Below are 14,577 nucleotides of genomic sequence, written 5' to 3'. Positions count from 1 at the left end.
CATGCCGCAGACCAAACACCCCAGCCACACCCCTCAATTGCTCAGCAGCGTGACTGTCGCGCACCTGCCGGCACGGCATGCGCATGCCCATAAAGGCGACTTCGGCCATGTACTGGTGGTCGGTGGCGACCTTGGCACTGGTGGCGCCGTGCTGCTCAGCGCCGAAGCTGCCCTGCGCTGTGGCGCGGGGCTGGTCAGTGTGGCGACCCGGCCCGAACACGTGACTGCCAGCCTGGCGCGCCTGCCTGAGGTCATGTGCCTGGGCGCCAGCTCGGCCAACCAGCTGATGGGCGTGCTGGAGCGCGCTTCGGTGCTGGTGGTCGGCCCAGGCCTGGGCCAGGCGGCCTGGGGCCGCAGCCTGCTGTCGGCGGTGGCCAATGCCGAGCGCCCGCAGGTGTGGGACGCCGACGCCCTGAACTTGCTGGCGCGCACCCCGTTAGCCCTGCCCAGTGGCAGCATTCTTACCCCGCACCCGGGGGAGGCGGCGCGGCTGCTGGGCATTTCCACCGAGGCTGTGCAGGCGGACCGCCCGGGCGCCGCACGCAAGCTGGCGCGCCGTTACAACAGCGTCTGCGTGCTCAAGGGGGCCGGCACTCTGGTAGCCGACCCGGTCGGGCAGTTGCTGCTGTGCGAACGTGGCCACCCGGCCATGGCCGGTGCCGGCCTGGGCGATGTGCTGACCGGCGTGCTGGCGGCGCTGCTGGCCCAAGGCCTGGATGCCTGGCATGCCGCAGGGCTGGGGGTATGGCTGCACGCCTGCGCGGGCGAGCGTCTGGGCGTAAAAGGTAGGGGCTTGGCTGCCAGCGATCTGGCGCCGGTCATTCGTGAGTTGTTGGAGGAGCATTCTGCGTGTCTGGCTTAAACCTGTTTCTGGCCGATGAAGCGGCCACGGTCAAATTCGGCGCACAACTGGCCGAGGTGACCGGCGGTCACGGCGTGATTTTTCTGGAAGGTGACCTGGGTGCGGGCAAAACCACGCTGTCGCGTGGCCTGATTCGCGGCCTGGGCCATACTGGTGCAGTGAAAAGCCCGACCTTCACTGTGGTCGAGCCTTACGAGATCGGCGAGGTGCGGGCGTTCCATTTCGACCTGTACCGCCTGGTCGATCCGGAAGAGCTGGAGTTCATGGGCATTCGTGACTATTTCGAGGGCGACCCGCTGTGCCTGTTCGAGTGGCCACAAAAGGGTGCGGGCGTTTTGCCAAAGCCCGACCTGACCATTACCATAAGCCCCCAAGCGGGCGGACGCTCGCTGATCCTTTCGCCGCAGGGGGCTCGCGGCGAGGCCTGGTGCGTGGCACTGGCCGAACACTATAAACAGTAAGTGGGGTAGGTATGCGCATACGCGCACTGGTCGCCATCGTTGGGCTGCTGCTGACAACGGTGACCGTTGACGCTCTGGCCGTCACTCAAGTCAAGAGCATGCGCCTGTGGCGCGCGCCGGACAACACGCGGCTGGTCTTCGACCTGTCTGGCCCCGTGCAACACAGCGTCTTCACCCTGAGCGCGCCCGATCGCCTGGTCATCGACATCAATGGCGCGACCCTGGCTGCGCCACTCAACGTGGCCACTTCCAATACGCCGATCAGCAGCGTCCGTTCGGCCCAGCGCACCCCGACCGACCTGCGGGTGGTGGTCGACCTGAAAAAGTCGGTCACCCCAAAAAGCTTCACCCTGGCGCCCAATGCCCAGTACGGCAACCGCCTGGTGGTCGATCTGTACGACCAGGAGGCAGATGCCATCGCGGCCAGCGCGCCGACTCCGGCCCCAGCCCCGGTACCGACGCCTGCAACCACGCCGGCAGTGCCGGTGACCCCGGCCCAGCCTGCCATCAAGCTGCCGCCGGTACCCAACGGCAAGCGTGACATCGTGGTTGCCATCGACGCCGGCCACGGTGGCGAAGACCCGGGTGCGTCCGGCTCGCGTGGTCAGCACGAAAAAGACATCGTGCTGCAGATCGCCAAGGAGCTGCAGCGCCAGATCAACAGCGAAAAAGGCTTCCGGGCCGAGCTGACCCGTACTGGCGATTACTTCATCCCGCTGCGCAAACGTACGGAAATCGCCCGCAAGAAGGGCGCCGACCTGTTCATCTCGATCCACGCCGACGCCGCGCCGTCCCGTGCCGCCTTTGGCGCCTCGGTATTCGCTCTGTCCGATCGCGGCGCTACCTCCGAGACCGCGCGCTGGCTGGCCGACACGGAAAACCGTTCCGACCTGATCGGTGGTGCCGGTAACGTCAGCCTCGACGACAAGGACCGCATGCTGGCCGGCGTGCTGCTCGACCTGTCGATGACCGCCACGCTCAGCTCCAGCCTCAATGTGGGGCAGAAGGTGCTGGGCAACATGGGCCGCATTACCTCGCTGCACAAGCAGCGGGTGGAACAAGCCGGCTTCATGGTGCTGAAGTCGCCGGATATTCCGTCGATCCTCGTTGAAACCGGGTTCATCTCGAACAACAACGAAGCCGCCAAGCTGGCCACCGCCAGCCACCAGCAGGCCCTGGCCCGTTCGATCCACACCGGTGTGCGCCAGTACTTCCAGCAGAACCCGCCGCCCGGCACCTACATCGCCTGGCTGCGCGACACCGGCAAGATCGCCGCTGGCCCGCGTGAGCACACGGTGCGCCCCGGCGAGACCCTGGCGATGCTTGCCGTGCGCTACCAGGTCAGCGTGACCAGCCTGCGCAGCACCAACAGCCTCAAGACCGATGAGCTGAAGGTCGGCCAGCGCCTCGACATCCCTGCTACCACATTGGCCTCGCAATGAGTGGCGGTTCGCGCATCCAGCTGCTCAGCCCGCGGCTGGCCAACCAGATTGCCGCCGGCGAGGTTGTCGAGCGGCCAGCTTCTGTCGCCAAGGAATTGCTGGAGAACAGCCTGGACTCCGGCGCCCGGCGTATCGACGTTGAAGTGGAGCAGGGCGGCGTCAAGCTGCTGCGGGTGCGTGACGATGGCAGCGGCATCTCCGCCGACGACCTGCCGCTGGCCCTGGCCCGTCATGCCACCAGCAAGATCCGCGAGCTGGAAGACCTCGAAGGGGTATTGAGCCTGGGCTTCCGTGGTGAGGCCCTGGCCTCGATCAGTTCGGTGGCGCGCCTGACCCTGACCTCGCGCACCGCCAGCGCTACCGAGGCCTGGCAGGTGGAAACCGAGGGCCGCGACATGACCCCGCGGGTGCAGCCGGCGGCGCACCCGGTGGGTACTTCGGTGGAAGTGCGCGACCTGTTCTTCAACACCCCGGCCCGGCGCAAGTTCCTCAAGGCCGAGAAAACCGAATTCGATCACCTGCAGGAAGTGATCCGGCGCCTGGCGCTGGCGCGCTTCGATGTCGGCTTCCACCTGCGGCACAACGGCAAGAGCATTTTCAGCCTGCATGAGGCTCACGATGAAACCGCCCGTGCGCGGCGGGTGGGCGCCATCTGCGGCCCGGGCTTCATGGAACAGGCGCTGCCGATCGATGTGGAGCGCAACGGCCTGCGTCTGTGGGGCTGGGTCGGCCTGCCGACCTTCTCGCGCAGCCAGGCAGACCTGCAGTATTTCTTCGTCAACGGCCGTGCGGTGCGCGACAAGCTGGTCGCCCACGCCGTGCGCCAGGCCTACCGCGACGTGCTGTTCAATGGTCGGCACCCGACCTTCGTGCTGTTCCTGGAGCTGGAGCCCAACGGCGTCGACGTCAACGTGCACCCGACCAAGCACGAAGTGCGTTTCCGCGAGGGGCGCTCGGTGCACGACTTCTTGTATGGCACCCTGCATCGCGCCCTGGCCGATGTGCGCCCGGAGGACCAGTTGGCGGCGCCTGCTGCCGTGCCCGAAGTGGTCCGCGCCACGGGCCAGCAGGCCGGCGAGTTCGGCCCCCAGGGCGAAATGCGCCTGGCCTCGCCGGTGCTCGAGCAGCCACGTGCCCCGCAGCAGTCGTTTTCCAGTGGTGGCAATGGCGCGGGTTACCAGTACCAGTACACCCCGCGCCCCTCGCAACCGCTACCGGCCGCCGAGGCGCAGGCGGTGTATCGCGAGTTTTACAAGCCGCTGGATGAAGGCGCGGCGCCGACGACGGCGCTGCCTGAAAGCCAGGGTGACATTCCCCCGCTGGGCTATGCGCTGGCGCAGCTCAAGGGCATCTACATCCTGGCCGAGAACGCCATCGGCCTGGTGCTGGTAGACATGCATGCCGCACACGAGCGCATCATGTACGAGCGTCTGAAGGTGGCCATGGCCAGCGAAGGCCTCAGCGGCCAGCCGCTGCTGGTGCCCGAGACCCTTGCCTTGAGCCAGCGTGAAGCAGATTGCGCCGAAGAGCATGCGCAGTGGTTCCAGCGGCTGGGCTTCGAACTGCAGCGCCTGGGCCCCGAGACCCTGGCCATCCGTCAGATCCCGGCTTTGCTCAAGCAGGCCGAGGCCAACCGCCTGGTGCAGGATGTGCTTGCAGACCTGATGGAATACGGCACCAGCGACCGTATCCAGGCGCACCTGAACGAGCTGCTCGGTACAATGGCTTGTCACGGCGCGGTGCGCGCCAACCGGCGCCTGGCGATCCCCGAGATGAACGCGCTGCTGCGTGACATGGAAAACACCGAACGCAGCGGCCAATGCAACCATGGTCGCCCCACCTGGACCCAGATGGGCCTGGACGACCTGGACAAACTCTTCCTGCGCGGTCGATGAAATGAGCGGCAAGCCCCCTGCAATATTCCTGATGGGTCCGACAGCGGCCGGCAAGACGGACCTGGCCATCGAGCTGACCAAAGCACTGCCGTGCGAGCTGATCAGCGTCGATTCGGCGCTGGTCTACCGGGGCATGGACATCGGTTCGGCCAAGCCGTCGAAAGAAGTCCTCGCCGCTCACCCGCACCGGTTGATCGACATTCGCGACCCGGCCGAGAGCTATTCGGCTGCGCAGTTCCGTGCCGATGCCCTGGAGGCCATGGCCGAGATCACCGCACGCGGCAAGATTCCGCTGCTGGTGGGCGGCACCATGCTCTATTACAAGGCGTTGATCGATGGCCTGGCCGACATGCCGGCGGCCGATGCCGCAGTGCGTGCCGAGCTGGAAGCCCAGGCCGAAGCGCTGGGCCTGGCCGAGTTGCACCGCCAGTTGGCCGAGGTTGACCCCGAGTCGGCGGCGCGTATCCACCCCAACGACCCGCAGCGGTTGATCCGGGCATTGGAGGTGTACCGGGTGAGTGGCGAGAGCATGACGGCACATCGACAGCGTCAATTCGCGGAAAGTCGCGGCGCAGACGCAGGCGCTGGCGGACATTTGCCCTATACTGTCGCGAGTTTGGCGATTGCTCCTACAGATCGTCACATTTTGCATCAGCGAATTGCGTTACGATTTTCACAGATGCTGGAACAGGGCTTCGTCGACGAGGTCCGATCGCTGCGAGCCAGAAGTGACTTGCACGCCGGGCTGCCGTCTATACGGGCAGTGGGGTATCGGCAGGTCTGGGATTACCTGGACGGCAAGCTGACTGAGAATGAGATGCGTGAACGCGGTATCATTGCTACCAGGCAGCTGGCCAAGCGGCAGTTCACCTGGTTGCGTGGCTGGCCTGAAGTACACTGGCTTGACAGCCTGGCCTGCGACAATCTGTCCCGCACCTTGAAATACCTTGGGGCCATCTCCATATTGAGCTGAGTCCCTGCTGATTGCCGTCTATTCTTGCGAAGGGGCGGCCTAATTTATCGATTTTCTTGATTTTCTATTATTTATCCTTACAGGAGTGCGGCATATGTCAAAAGGGCATTCGCTACAAGACCCTTACTTGAACACCTTGAGAAAAGAAAAGGTCCCGGTATCCATTTACCTGGTCAACGGCATCAAACTGCAGGGTTCGATCGAGTCTTTCGACCAGTTCGTGGTACTGCTGAAGAACACCGTCAGCCAGATGGTCTACAAGCACGCCATCTCGACCGTGGTCCCTGCCCGTCCGGTTCGTCTGCCAAGCCCGTCCGATTCCGAGCACGGCGACAGCGAGCCAGGCAACGCCTGATAGGAGCCTGCATTGTTCTTTGAGCGCCACGGTGGTGGTGAGCGGGCATTGCTCGTTCACTTGGAAGGTCAGAACCCTGAGGCGCGCGAAGACCCGCAGGAGTTTCAGGAGCTGGCATTGTCGGCCGGTGCCGACATCGTCTCGCTGGTCACGGTGTCAAGGCATCAGCCTTCCGCCAAATACCTGATTGGCAGTGGCAAGGTCGAAGAGTTGCACGACCTGGTCCATGCCGAGCAGGTAGACCTGGTGATTTTCAATCACACCCTCACGCCCAGTCAGGAGCGCAACCTCGAACGCGTGTTCGAGTGCCGTGTGCTCGACCGTACCGGGCTGATCCTCGATATCTTCGCCCAACGGGCGCGTACCCATGAAGGCAAGCTGCAGGTCGAACTGGCCCAGCTCGAGCACATGAGCACGCGGCTGGTGCGCGGCTGGACCCACCTTGAGCGACAGAAAGGTGGTATCGGCCTGCGGGGCCCGGGTGAAACCCAGCTGGAAACCGACCGCCGCCTGTTGCGGGTGCGCATTCGCCAGATCAAGTCACGCTTGGAGAAGGTGCGCAGCCAGCGCGAGCAGGCGCGCCGCGGGCGCAAGCGCGCGGACATCCCGTCGGTGTCGCTGGTGGGTTATACCAACGCCGGCAAGTCCACGCTGTTCAACGCCCTGACAGAGTCCGAGGTGTATGCCGCAGACCAGTTGTTCGCCACCCTCGACCCGACCCTGCGCCGGCTCGAGCTGAACGACCTGGGGCCGATCGTGCTGGCCGATACCGTGGGCTTCATTCGCCACCTGCCGCACAAGCTGGTCGAGGCATTTCGGGCTACGCTCGAAGAGTCGAGCAATTCCGACTTGTTGCTGCATGTGATCGACGCCCATGAGCCGGAGCGCATGGAGCAGATCGAGCAGGTGCTGGCGGTATTGGGCGAGATTGGTGCCGAAGGGTTGCCGATCCTCGAGGTGTATAACAAACTCGACCTGCTCGAAGATGTCGAGCCGCAGATCCAGCGCAATGCCGATGGCAAGCCGGAACGGGTCTGGGTATCGGCACGCGATGGGCGTGGCCTGGAGCTGGTCGGCCAGGCGATTGCCGAGTTGCTGGGGGATGATCTGTTTGTCGGTACCCTGTGCCTGGAGCAGCGTTTTGCCCGCTTGCGCGCGCAATTCTTTGCCCTGGGTGCCGTGCAGAGTGAAGAGCATGATGAAGAAGGGCGCAGCCTGCTGAGCGTGCGACTGCCCATGGTCGAACTGAATCGCCTGGTCAGCCGCGAAGGCATGGAGCCGCAAATGTTTGTCGAGCAACACACTTTGCAATAAATGCTCGTCGAGGTCGCCGGGCAGCAGTGACAGGCATTCTGTAGCATTGGACGGCGCGCCGTGGGCGCGTCTTTGCTTTATCAGATGGAGAGCGCTATGGCTTGGAACGAGCCGGGTGGCAACTCGAACAATCAGGACCCCTGGGGCGGTCGCCGAAATGGCGGTGGCGGCGGTGGTGACAAGAAAGGTCCACCGGACCTGGACGAGGCCTTCCGCAAATTGCAGGACAGCCTGAACGGCATGTTCGGCAGTGGCAAGAAACGTGGCGGCGGTGACCGCAATGTCGGCAAGGGCGGTGGCCTGGGTCTGCTGGGCATCGGCCTGGCGGTACTGGCTGCAATCTGGCTGTACAGCGCCGTGTACGTGGTCGACGAGCAGGAGCAGGCCGTGGTGCTGCGCTTCGGCAAGTACTACGAGACGGTCGGTCCCGGCCTGAACATCTACTTCCCGCCGATCGATCGCAAGTACATGGAGAACGTCACGCGCGAGCGTGCCTATACCAAACAGGGCCAGATGCTGACCGAAGACGAGAACATCGTCGAGGTACCGCTGACCGTCCAGTACAAGATCAGCAACCTGCAGGACTTCGTGCTCAACGTCGACCAGCCTGAGGTCAGCCTGCAGCACGCGACCGACAGTGCCCTGCGCCACGTGGTGGGTTCCACTTCGATGGACCAGGTGCTGACCGAAGGCCGTGAGCAGATGGCCGTGGATATCCGCGAACGCCTGCAGCGCTTCCTCGACACCTACCGTACCGGTATCACCGTTACCCAGGTCAACGTACAGAGCGCGGCAGCCCCGCGTGAAGTGCAGGAAGCCTTCGACGACGTGATCCGCGCCCGCGAAGACGAGCAGCGTGCCCGCAACCAGGCCGAGTCCTACGCCAATGGCGTGGTGCCCGAAGCCCGTGGTCAGGCGCAGCGCATCATCGAGGACGCCAACGGTTACCGCGACGAAGTCATCGCCCGCGCCAAGGGTGAGGCCGACCGCTTCACCAAGCTGGTTGCCGAGTACCGCAAGGCACCTGACGTAACCCGTCAGCGCCTGTACCTGGAGACCATGCAAGAGGTCTACAGCAATTCGAGCAAGGTCATGGTGGCGACCAAGGACGGGCAGAACAACCTGCTCTACCTGCCGCTGGACAAGATGGTCGAAGGCAGCCGCAACCCGTCCGCGCCGACCACCAGCGTGTCGCCATCGGTCAACGATGCGGCCGCCCGTGCGGCGCAGGACCTGCAACAGCAACAGCAGCCGCTGCGTACTAGGGAGAGCCGCTGATGAGCAACAGATCGCTGATCGCCCTGATCGCCGCCGTGGTCCTGGCCCTCGTGGCCTGGAACAGCTTCTACATCGTGTCCCAGACCGAGCGTGCAGTACTGCTGCGCTTCGGTAAGGTGGTCCAGGCGGATGTCCAGCCTGGCATGCACGTGAAGATTCCGTACGTGAACCAGGTGCGCAAGTTCGACGCCCGCCTGATGACTCTCGACGCCCCGACCCAGCGGTTCCTGACCCTGGAGAAGAAAGCGGTGATGGTCGACGCCTACGCCAAGTGGCGCGTCAAGGACGCCGAACGCTTCTACACCGCCACATCCGGCATGAAGCAGATCGCCGACGAGCGTCTGTCGCGTCGTCTGGAAAGCGGCCTGCGCGACCAGTTCGGTAAACGTACCCTGCACGAAGTGGTTTCCGGTGAACGTGACGCGCTGATGGCTGACATCACTGCTTCGCTGAACCGCATGGCCTCCAAGGAGCTGGGCATCGAGGTGGTCGACGTGCGCGTCAAGGCCATCGACCTGCCGAAGGAAGTCAACCGCAGCGTGTTCGACCGCATGAGCACCGAGCGTGAGCGTGAAGCCCGCGAGCACCGCGCCAAGGGTAACGAGCTGGCTGAAGGTATCCGTGCCGATGCCGACCGTCAGCGGCGTGTGCTGCTGGCCGAAGCCTACCGTGAAGCTGAAGAAACCCGCGGTGACGGCGACGCCCAGGCGGCCGCCATCTACGCCAAGGCCTACAGCCAGGACGCTGATTTCTATGCGTTCCATCGTAGCCTGCAGGCGTACCGCGAGAGCTTCTCGAGCAAGAGCGACGTGCTGGTCCTGGACCCGAAGAACGAGTTCTTCCGCTTCCTGGACAAGAGCAAGCCGTGATGCTCAGGCCCTGATTTTCATGCAGCGGCGCCCCGCCTGGCAGCTAAAACACCAGGCGGGGTGCATCCTGAATGAAAAGGGGTGTATGATGAGGCAGCCGGGAAATTTCCCGGCTTTTTTGCGTCTGCAAGGTTGATTGGCAAACCGCCAGTTGACGGTTTGGTCAGGTCGCAAGGCAATTCGAGGGTATCGGGTACGGTGGCTGCGCTGGGATCAGTGCTGCCCGCTGCTGTGCGCGATACCGGCTTTACTGACGGCTCGCCTGCTGGCAAGCCGCCCGGACCAGAGGGGAAATGGCGTAATGGCAACGGTAGACCGCTGGCTGCTGCCAGATGGCATCGAGGAAGTACTGCCACCTGAGGCCGCGCGCATCGAGATCGCGCGCCGCCAGGTGTTGGACCTGTTCCAGAGTTGGGGCTACGAACTGGTCGTCACCCCGCATATCGAGTACCTGGAGTCGCTGCTCACCGGCGCCGGCCAGGACCTGGATCAGCGCACCTTCAAGGTAGTGGACCCGCAGTCCGGCCGCCTGATGGGCTTCCGCGCCGACTTCACCCCGCAGGTAGCGCGCATCGACGCCCACACCCTGCGCCGTGAAGGCCCGAGCCGCCTGTGCTATGCCGGCAGCGTGCTGCATGCCCAGCCGCGTGCCCTGTCCACCTCGCGCAGCCCGATCCAGCTGGGTGCCGAGCTGTACGGCGACGCCAGCCCCACCAGCGATGTCGAAGTCATCAGCCTGATGCTCGCCACGCTGCAACTGACCGATGTGCCGGATGTGCACATGGACTTGGGCCATGTCGGTATCTACCGCGGCCTGGCCCGTGCTGCCGGCCTGTCCGGCGCGGTCGAGCAGCAGCTGTTCGACGCCCTGCAGCGCAAGGCCGTTGATGAAGTGCAGGTGCTCACCGCCGACCTGCCGAAGGACCTGGGCAACATGCTGCGCGCGCTGGTCGAACTGTGTGGTGGCCGCGAAGTGCTGGCCGAAGCCCGCGTGCGCCTGGGCCGTGCCCCGGCCAGTGTGCTGGCGGCGCTGGACGACCTGCTGGCGATCGCCGATCGCCTGGCGTCGCGCTTCCCGGACCTGCCGCTGTACTTCGACCTCGGCGAGCTGCGCGGTTACAACTACCACACCGGCGTGGTGTTCGCCGTGTTCGTCCCGGGCGAAGGTCAATCGATCGCCCAGGGCGGGCGCTATGACGACATCGGCGCCGACTTTGGCCGGGCACGCCCGGCCACCGGTTTCTCCACGGATTTGAAGACCCTGGTCACACTGGGGCGAGCGGAGGTCGTATTGCCAGCTGGCGGCATCTGGATGCCGGACAGTGGCGACGCGGCCCTCTGGCAGCAAGTCTGCCAGTTGCGCAACGAGGGCCAGCGTGTGGTCCAGGCCCTGCCTGGCCAGCCGTTGAGTGCTGCTCTCGAGGCGGATTGTGATCGGCAATTGATTCAGCAAGACGGGCGCTGGCAGGTTCTGCCGCTGGCCCAGTGAGTTTCTGCGTCGGCAACAGGCCGGCAACCAAGTTTGCGTGAATGAGGACCAATGTAATGGGTAAGAATGTCGTCGTCCTGGGCACCCAGTGGGGTGATGAGGGCAAAGGCAAGATCGTCGATCTGCTGACCGAACATGCTGCCGCCGTAGTGCGCTACCAGGGTGGCCACAACGCGGGTCACACCCTGGTGATCAACGGTGAAAAGACCGTTCTGCACCTGATTCCGTCCGGCATCCTGCGTGAAGGCGTACAGTGCCTGATCGGCAACGGCGTGGTCGTTGCCCCGGATGCCCTGATGCGTGAAATCACCAAGCTGGAAGAGAAGGGCGTACCGGTGCGCGAGCGCCTGCGCATCAGCCCGGCTGCGCCGCTGATCCTGTCGTACCACGTTGCCCTGGACCAGGCCCGCGAAAAAGCCCGTGGCGAAGCCAAGATCGGCACCACCGGCCGTGGTATCGGCCCAGCCTACGAAGACAAGGTCGCACGCCGCGGCCTGCGCGTGGGCGACCTGTTCCACCGTGAGCGTTTTGCCGCCAAGCTGGGTGAGCTGCTGGATTACCACAACTTCCAGCTGGTGAATTACTACAAAGAGCCGGCCATCGACTTCCAGCAGACTCTGGACGAGTGCATGGCCTATGCCGAACAGCTCAAGCCGATGATGCTCGACGTCACCGCCGAGCTGCACAACCTGCGTCGCGCCGGCAAGGACATCATGTTCGAAGGCGCCCAGGGCTCGCTGCTGGACATCGACCACGGTACCTACCCGTACGTCACCAGCTCCAACACCACTGCTGGCGGTATCTCCACCGGTTCCGGCGTTGGCCCGATGTACCTGGACTACATCCTGGGTATCACCAAGGCCTACACCACTCGCGTGGGTTCCGGTCCGTTCCCGACCGAACTGTTTGACGAGACTGGCGCTACCCTGGCCAAGCGTGGCCATGAGTTCGGCTCCACCACCGGCCGTGCACGCCGTTGTGGCTGGTTCGATGCCGTCATTCTGCGTCGCGCCATCGACGTCAACAGCATCTCGGGCATCTGCCTGACCAAGCTGGACGTACTGGATGGCCTGGAAACCATCAACATCTGCGTTGGCTACAAGAACGAGAACGGTGCCGTTATCGACGCGCCTTCCGATGCCGACAGCTACATCGGCCTGGAGCCGGTGTACGAAGAGATGCCAGGCTGGAGCGAATCGACCCTGGGCGTGAAAACCCTGGAAGAACTGCCAGCCAACGCTCGCGCCTATATCAAGCGCATCGAAGAGCTGATCGGTGCGCCGATCGACATCATCTCCACCGGGCCGGACCGCAACGAGACCATCGTGCTGCGTCATCCGTTCGCCTGATCTGCCTTCCAGGCTGATCTGACGCCGTGGCCCTGAAAGGGGCTGCGGCGTTTTCATTTGTGGGGTATGGCTGTCCTGGCTCTTTCGCGGGTAAACCCGCTCCCACAGGTACTGCACAGTCCTGGGGACCTGCGCGGTCCATGTGGGAGCGGGTTCCCGCGTGGAGGCCCGTGCGGGCAACCTCATTGCTAGACCTTGGCGTATTTCCCTGCTGCCCCCGGCACAACCCTTGCTGTAAGAAGTTTCTGACGATGCCATCAAAGTAGTGGCGCCAGAAAACACGAGGGTTACACCGTGTCTGCCATCCTTTCACTGTTACGAAGCCGCCTTTTGCGGCCTGTGTTTGTTGCCCTGGGTATCGCGCTTTTGGTGCAGGTACTGGTTGCTGTTGCGCTGACTCGCAGCACGGTCACCGCCCTGGAGGCCGACCTGGGCGAGCGTCTGGGCAATGACAGCCGTCAACTTGCCGGCGAACTGGAGAAGGCCGGGCAGGATGTACGTTCGGGCCTTGACAGTTTGTCCAGCAGCACCCGCCAGCGGCTGAGTGCCGGCTTGTCCGCGCGCCTGCAGAATGAGCAGCAGCAACTGCGCAGCACGCTGGAAAAGAACCTCAAGGACTCCGCCAACGATATGGCCGAGCTGCTGGCTTCGGTCGCCCCGCGGGCGATCTGGGACAACGACGTGCCGGTGCTCTCTGACTTCGCCCGGCGTGCCCAGCGCAACCCCAACGTACTGTTTGTGGTCTACGACGACGCCCAGGGCCAGCACCTGACCCGCTATCTGAATCGGCAAAACCCGATCAACCAGGCGTTGATGGACAAGGGGCAGGGCGAGCGTGCGCTCGACAAAGTGATCGACGCGGCCCGGCGCGACCCGGCGGTGTACTTCGTGGAGGCCTCGATCAACCCCAATGGGGCAGAAATCGGCAAGGTGGTGATGGGTGTTTCCACTGCCGGCATCGATCAGGAACTCAAGGCCCTTGACCAGCGCTTCGCCGCCCTGATCGCCAGTGGTGAACAATTGGTCGGCGACAGCCTGGTCGGTGCGGCAGCTGACAGTGGCAAGACCCTGCGCGAGCGCCTGGAAAAGGCGCAGGGCAGCGCTGCTGCGATGCAGGCCAATACCGCACAGACCGTGCGTGATGCTGCCGCCGAGCTGCGCTGGCGCATCGGCCTGGGCCTGGTGCTGGTCGGCCTCGGCGTGCTGCTGGTGGTGGCTGTGGTGTTGGGCCGTCGGGTGTTGAGCAAGCTGCGCCTGCTGATTGCCGCCTTGAATGACCTGGCGGCGGGCGAGGGCGATCTGACCAAGCGCGTGCCGCTGGACAGTCGCGACGAGATTGGCGACATGGCGTCGGCGGTGAACCGCTTCGTCGACAAGCTGCAACCCATCGTGCGCGAGGCGGGCGAGGTGGCACAACGCACTGGTGTTGAGATTGGTGCCATGGCCCAGCGCAATGCCGGCGCCGATGCTGCCGCTGCACTGCAACGCGATGAAGTGGCTGCCAGCCTGCGCGACCTGTCGAGCATGGCCGACGAGGCCCAGGCTGAAAGCCACGCGATGCAGGCAGCCCTACAGCAGGTGGTGGATATCCGCCAGGCGACTGACGAGAACAGCCGTACCTCGACCCAGCTCGCCGGGTTGATCGAGAACCTGGCCGGGCAGGTGGATGCCGGTTCCCAGGTGATCGAGCGCCTGGCCAAGCAGAGCGAACAGATCGAGGTGGTGCTGACGGTAATTCACGGTATTGCCGAGCAGACCAACCTGCTGGCGTTGAACGCCGCCATCGAAGCGGCCCGGGCTGGGGAAACCGGGCGTGGCTTTGCCGTGGTGGCGGATGAGGTGCGGGCCCTGGCGAGCAAGACGCAAAGCTCCACCGGGGATATCCAGGCGCATATTGCCGCACTGCAGAAAGGCGCCAAGGAAGCTGTGGCCACCATCAGCCAAGCCGGGCTCAAGGCCAGCGAAGGGCTGTTGGTGCTGCGTGACAACGAGCGCCGCCAGCAGTCTGTGCAGGCAGCGGTGGAGCAGGTGCATGCGGCCATCGGCCTCGCTACTCGCGCCGCCGAGCAGCAGGCGAGTGGGGCGCAGGCGGTACGTGGGCGGGTGGAAACCATCCATGCCCAGGCCGAACGCTCGGCTGAAGTGGTGATGCAGACCACTGCCAGCAGCAAGGTGCTGGATGACCTGGCCGCGCAACTGCGCGCCAGCCTGGGGCAGTTCAGGGCATAGACATTCTCGGGAACATCGCTACCCCTGTGGGAGCGGGTTTACCCGCGAAGAAGACAGCGCG

The 14,577-nt window shown here is 64.3% G+C and carries 12 protein-coding genes and 1 pseudogene; all 13 read left to right on the top strand.

The features are described 5' to 3' along the window. Position 1 precedes the first annotated feature (1 nt). The 13 genes and pseudogenes from R9B85_RS09950 to R9B85_RS09890 all read left to right on the top strand — a co-directional run bounded on the left by R9B85_RS09950 (position 2) and on the right by R9B85_RS09890 (position 14,516). Positions 2 to 862 (top strand): NAD(P)H-hydrate dehydratase, encoded by an 861-nt coding sequence (locus R9B85_RS09950; protein ID WP_252379088.1) that lies wholly within the window; start codon positions 2 to 4, stop codon positions 860 to 862. Positions 863 to 864: 2 nt separating this feature from the next. Next, positions 865 to 1,323, top strand: coding sequence for a tRNA (adenosine(37)-N6)-threonylcarbamoyltransferase complex ATPase subunit type 1 TsaE (tsaE, locus tag R9B85_RS09945; RefSeq protein WP_153671421.1), 459 nt, complete (start codon positions 865 to 867; stop codon positions 1,321 to 1,323). 11 nt (positions 1,324 to 1,334) lie between these two features. Then, entirely contained in the window at positions 1,335 to 2,765 is a 1,431-nt protein-coding gene (locus R9B85_RS09940) for an N-acetylmuramoyl-L-alanine amidase (RefSeq protein ID WP_112253685.1), read from the top strand. Next, positions 2,762 to 4,660, top strand: a complete 1,899-nt coding sequence (gene mutL, locus R9B85_RS09935) for a DNA mismatch repair endonuclease MutL (protein WP_423770996.1) — start codon at positions 2,762 to 2,764, stop codon at positions 4,658 to 4,660. The genes R9B85_RS09940 and mutL overlap by 4 nt, the downstream gene beginning before the upstream one ends. 1 nt (position 4,661) lies before the next feature. Next, entirely contained in the window at positions 4,662 to 5,633 is a 972-nt protein-coding gene (gene miaA, locus R9B85_RS09930; protein ID WP_112253683.1) for a tRNA (adenosine(37)-N6)-dimethylallyltransferase MiaA, read from the top strand. Between the two features lie 94 nt (positions 5,634 to 5,727). After that, on the top strand, positions 5,728 to 5,988 hold the full coding sequence (gene hfq / locus R9B85_RS09925) for an RNA chaperone Hfq (RefSeq protein ID WP_003258160.1): 261 nt from the start codon (positions 5,728 to 5,730) through the stop codon (positions 5,986 to 5,988). A gap of 12 nt (positions 5,989 to 6,000) precedes the next feature. Beyond that, positions 6,001 to 7,302: a ribosome rescue GTPase HflX gene (hflX, locus tag R9B85_RS09920; protein WP_112253682.1), complete on the top strand. Its 1,302-nt coding sequence runs from the start codon at positions 6,001 to 6,003 to the stop codon at positions 7,300 to 7,302. Positions 7,303 to 7,398: 96 nt separating this feature from the next. Continuing rightward, positions 7,399 to 8,580, top strand: coding sequence for an FtsH protease activity modulator HflK (hflK, locus tag R9B85_RS09915; protein ID WP_112253681.1), 1,182 nt, complete (start codon positions 7,399 to 7,401; stop codon positions 8,578 to 8,580). After that, a complete protein-coding gene (hflC, locus tag R9B85_RS09910) occupies positions 8,580 to 9,449 on the top strand; it encodes a protease modulator HflC (RefSeq protein ID WP_112253680.1) in 870 nt (289 codons plus the stop codon). The genes hflK and hflC overlap by 1 nt, the downstream gene beginning before the upstream one ends. Before the next feature lie 301 nt (positions 9,450 to 9,750). Further along, the gene (locus R9B85_RS09905; RefSeq protein ID WP_112253679.1) at positions 9,751 to 10,938 is read left to right on the top strand and encodes an ATP phosphoribosyltransferase regulatory subunit; all 1,188 of its coding nucleotides are present in this window, start codon (positions 9,751 to 9,753) and stop codon (positions 10,936 to 10,938) included. Positions 10,939 to 10,994: 56 nt separating this feature from the next. Next, positions 10,995 to 12,287, top strand: a complete 1,293-nt coding sequence (locus R9B85_RS09900; protein WP_013974430.1) for an adenylosuccinate synthase — start codon at positions 10,995 to 10,997, stop codon at positions 12,285 to 12,287. A 630-nt stretch (positions 12,288 to 12,917) separates the two neighbouring features. Further along, positions 12,918 to 13,610 (top strand): annotated as a pseudogene (locus tag R9B85_RS09895) (methyl-accepting chemotaxis protein); the annotation flags it as partial. Positions 13,611 to 13,631: 21 nt separating this feature from the next. Beyond that, the gene (locus R9B85_RS09890) at positions 13,632 to 14,516 is read left to right on the top strand and encodes a methyl-accepting chemotaxis protein (protein ID WP_372239060.1); all 885 of its coding nucleotides are present in this window, start codon (positions 13,632 to 13,634) and stop codon (positions 14,514 to 14,516) included. Positions 14,517 to 14,577: the final 61 nt, after the last annotated feature.

Source organism: Pseudomonas sp. NLJ1, assembly GCF_049486705.1.
In the GTDB taxonomy this organism is placed as follows: Bacteria; Pseudomonadota; Gammaproteobacteria; order Pseudomonadales; family Pseudomonadaceae; genus Aquipseudomonas; species Aquipseudomonas inefficax.
Note: the sequence above shows the minus strand (reverse complement) of the source record. Positions and strands in the feature narration are given on the sequence as shown.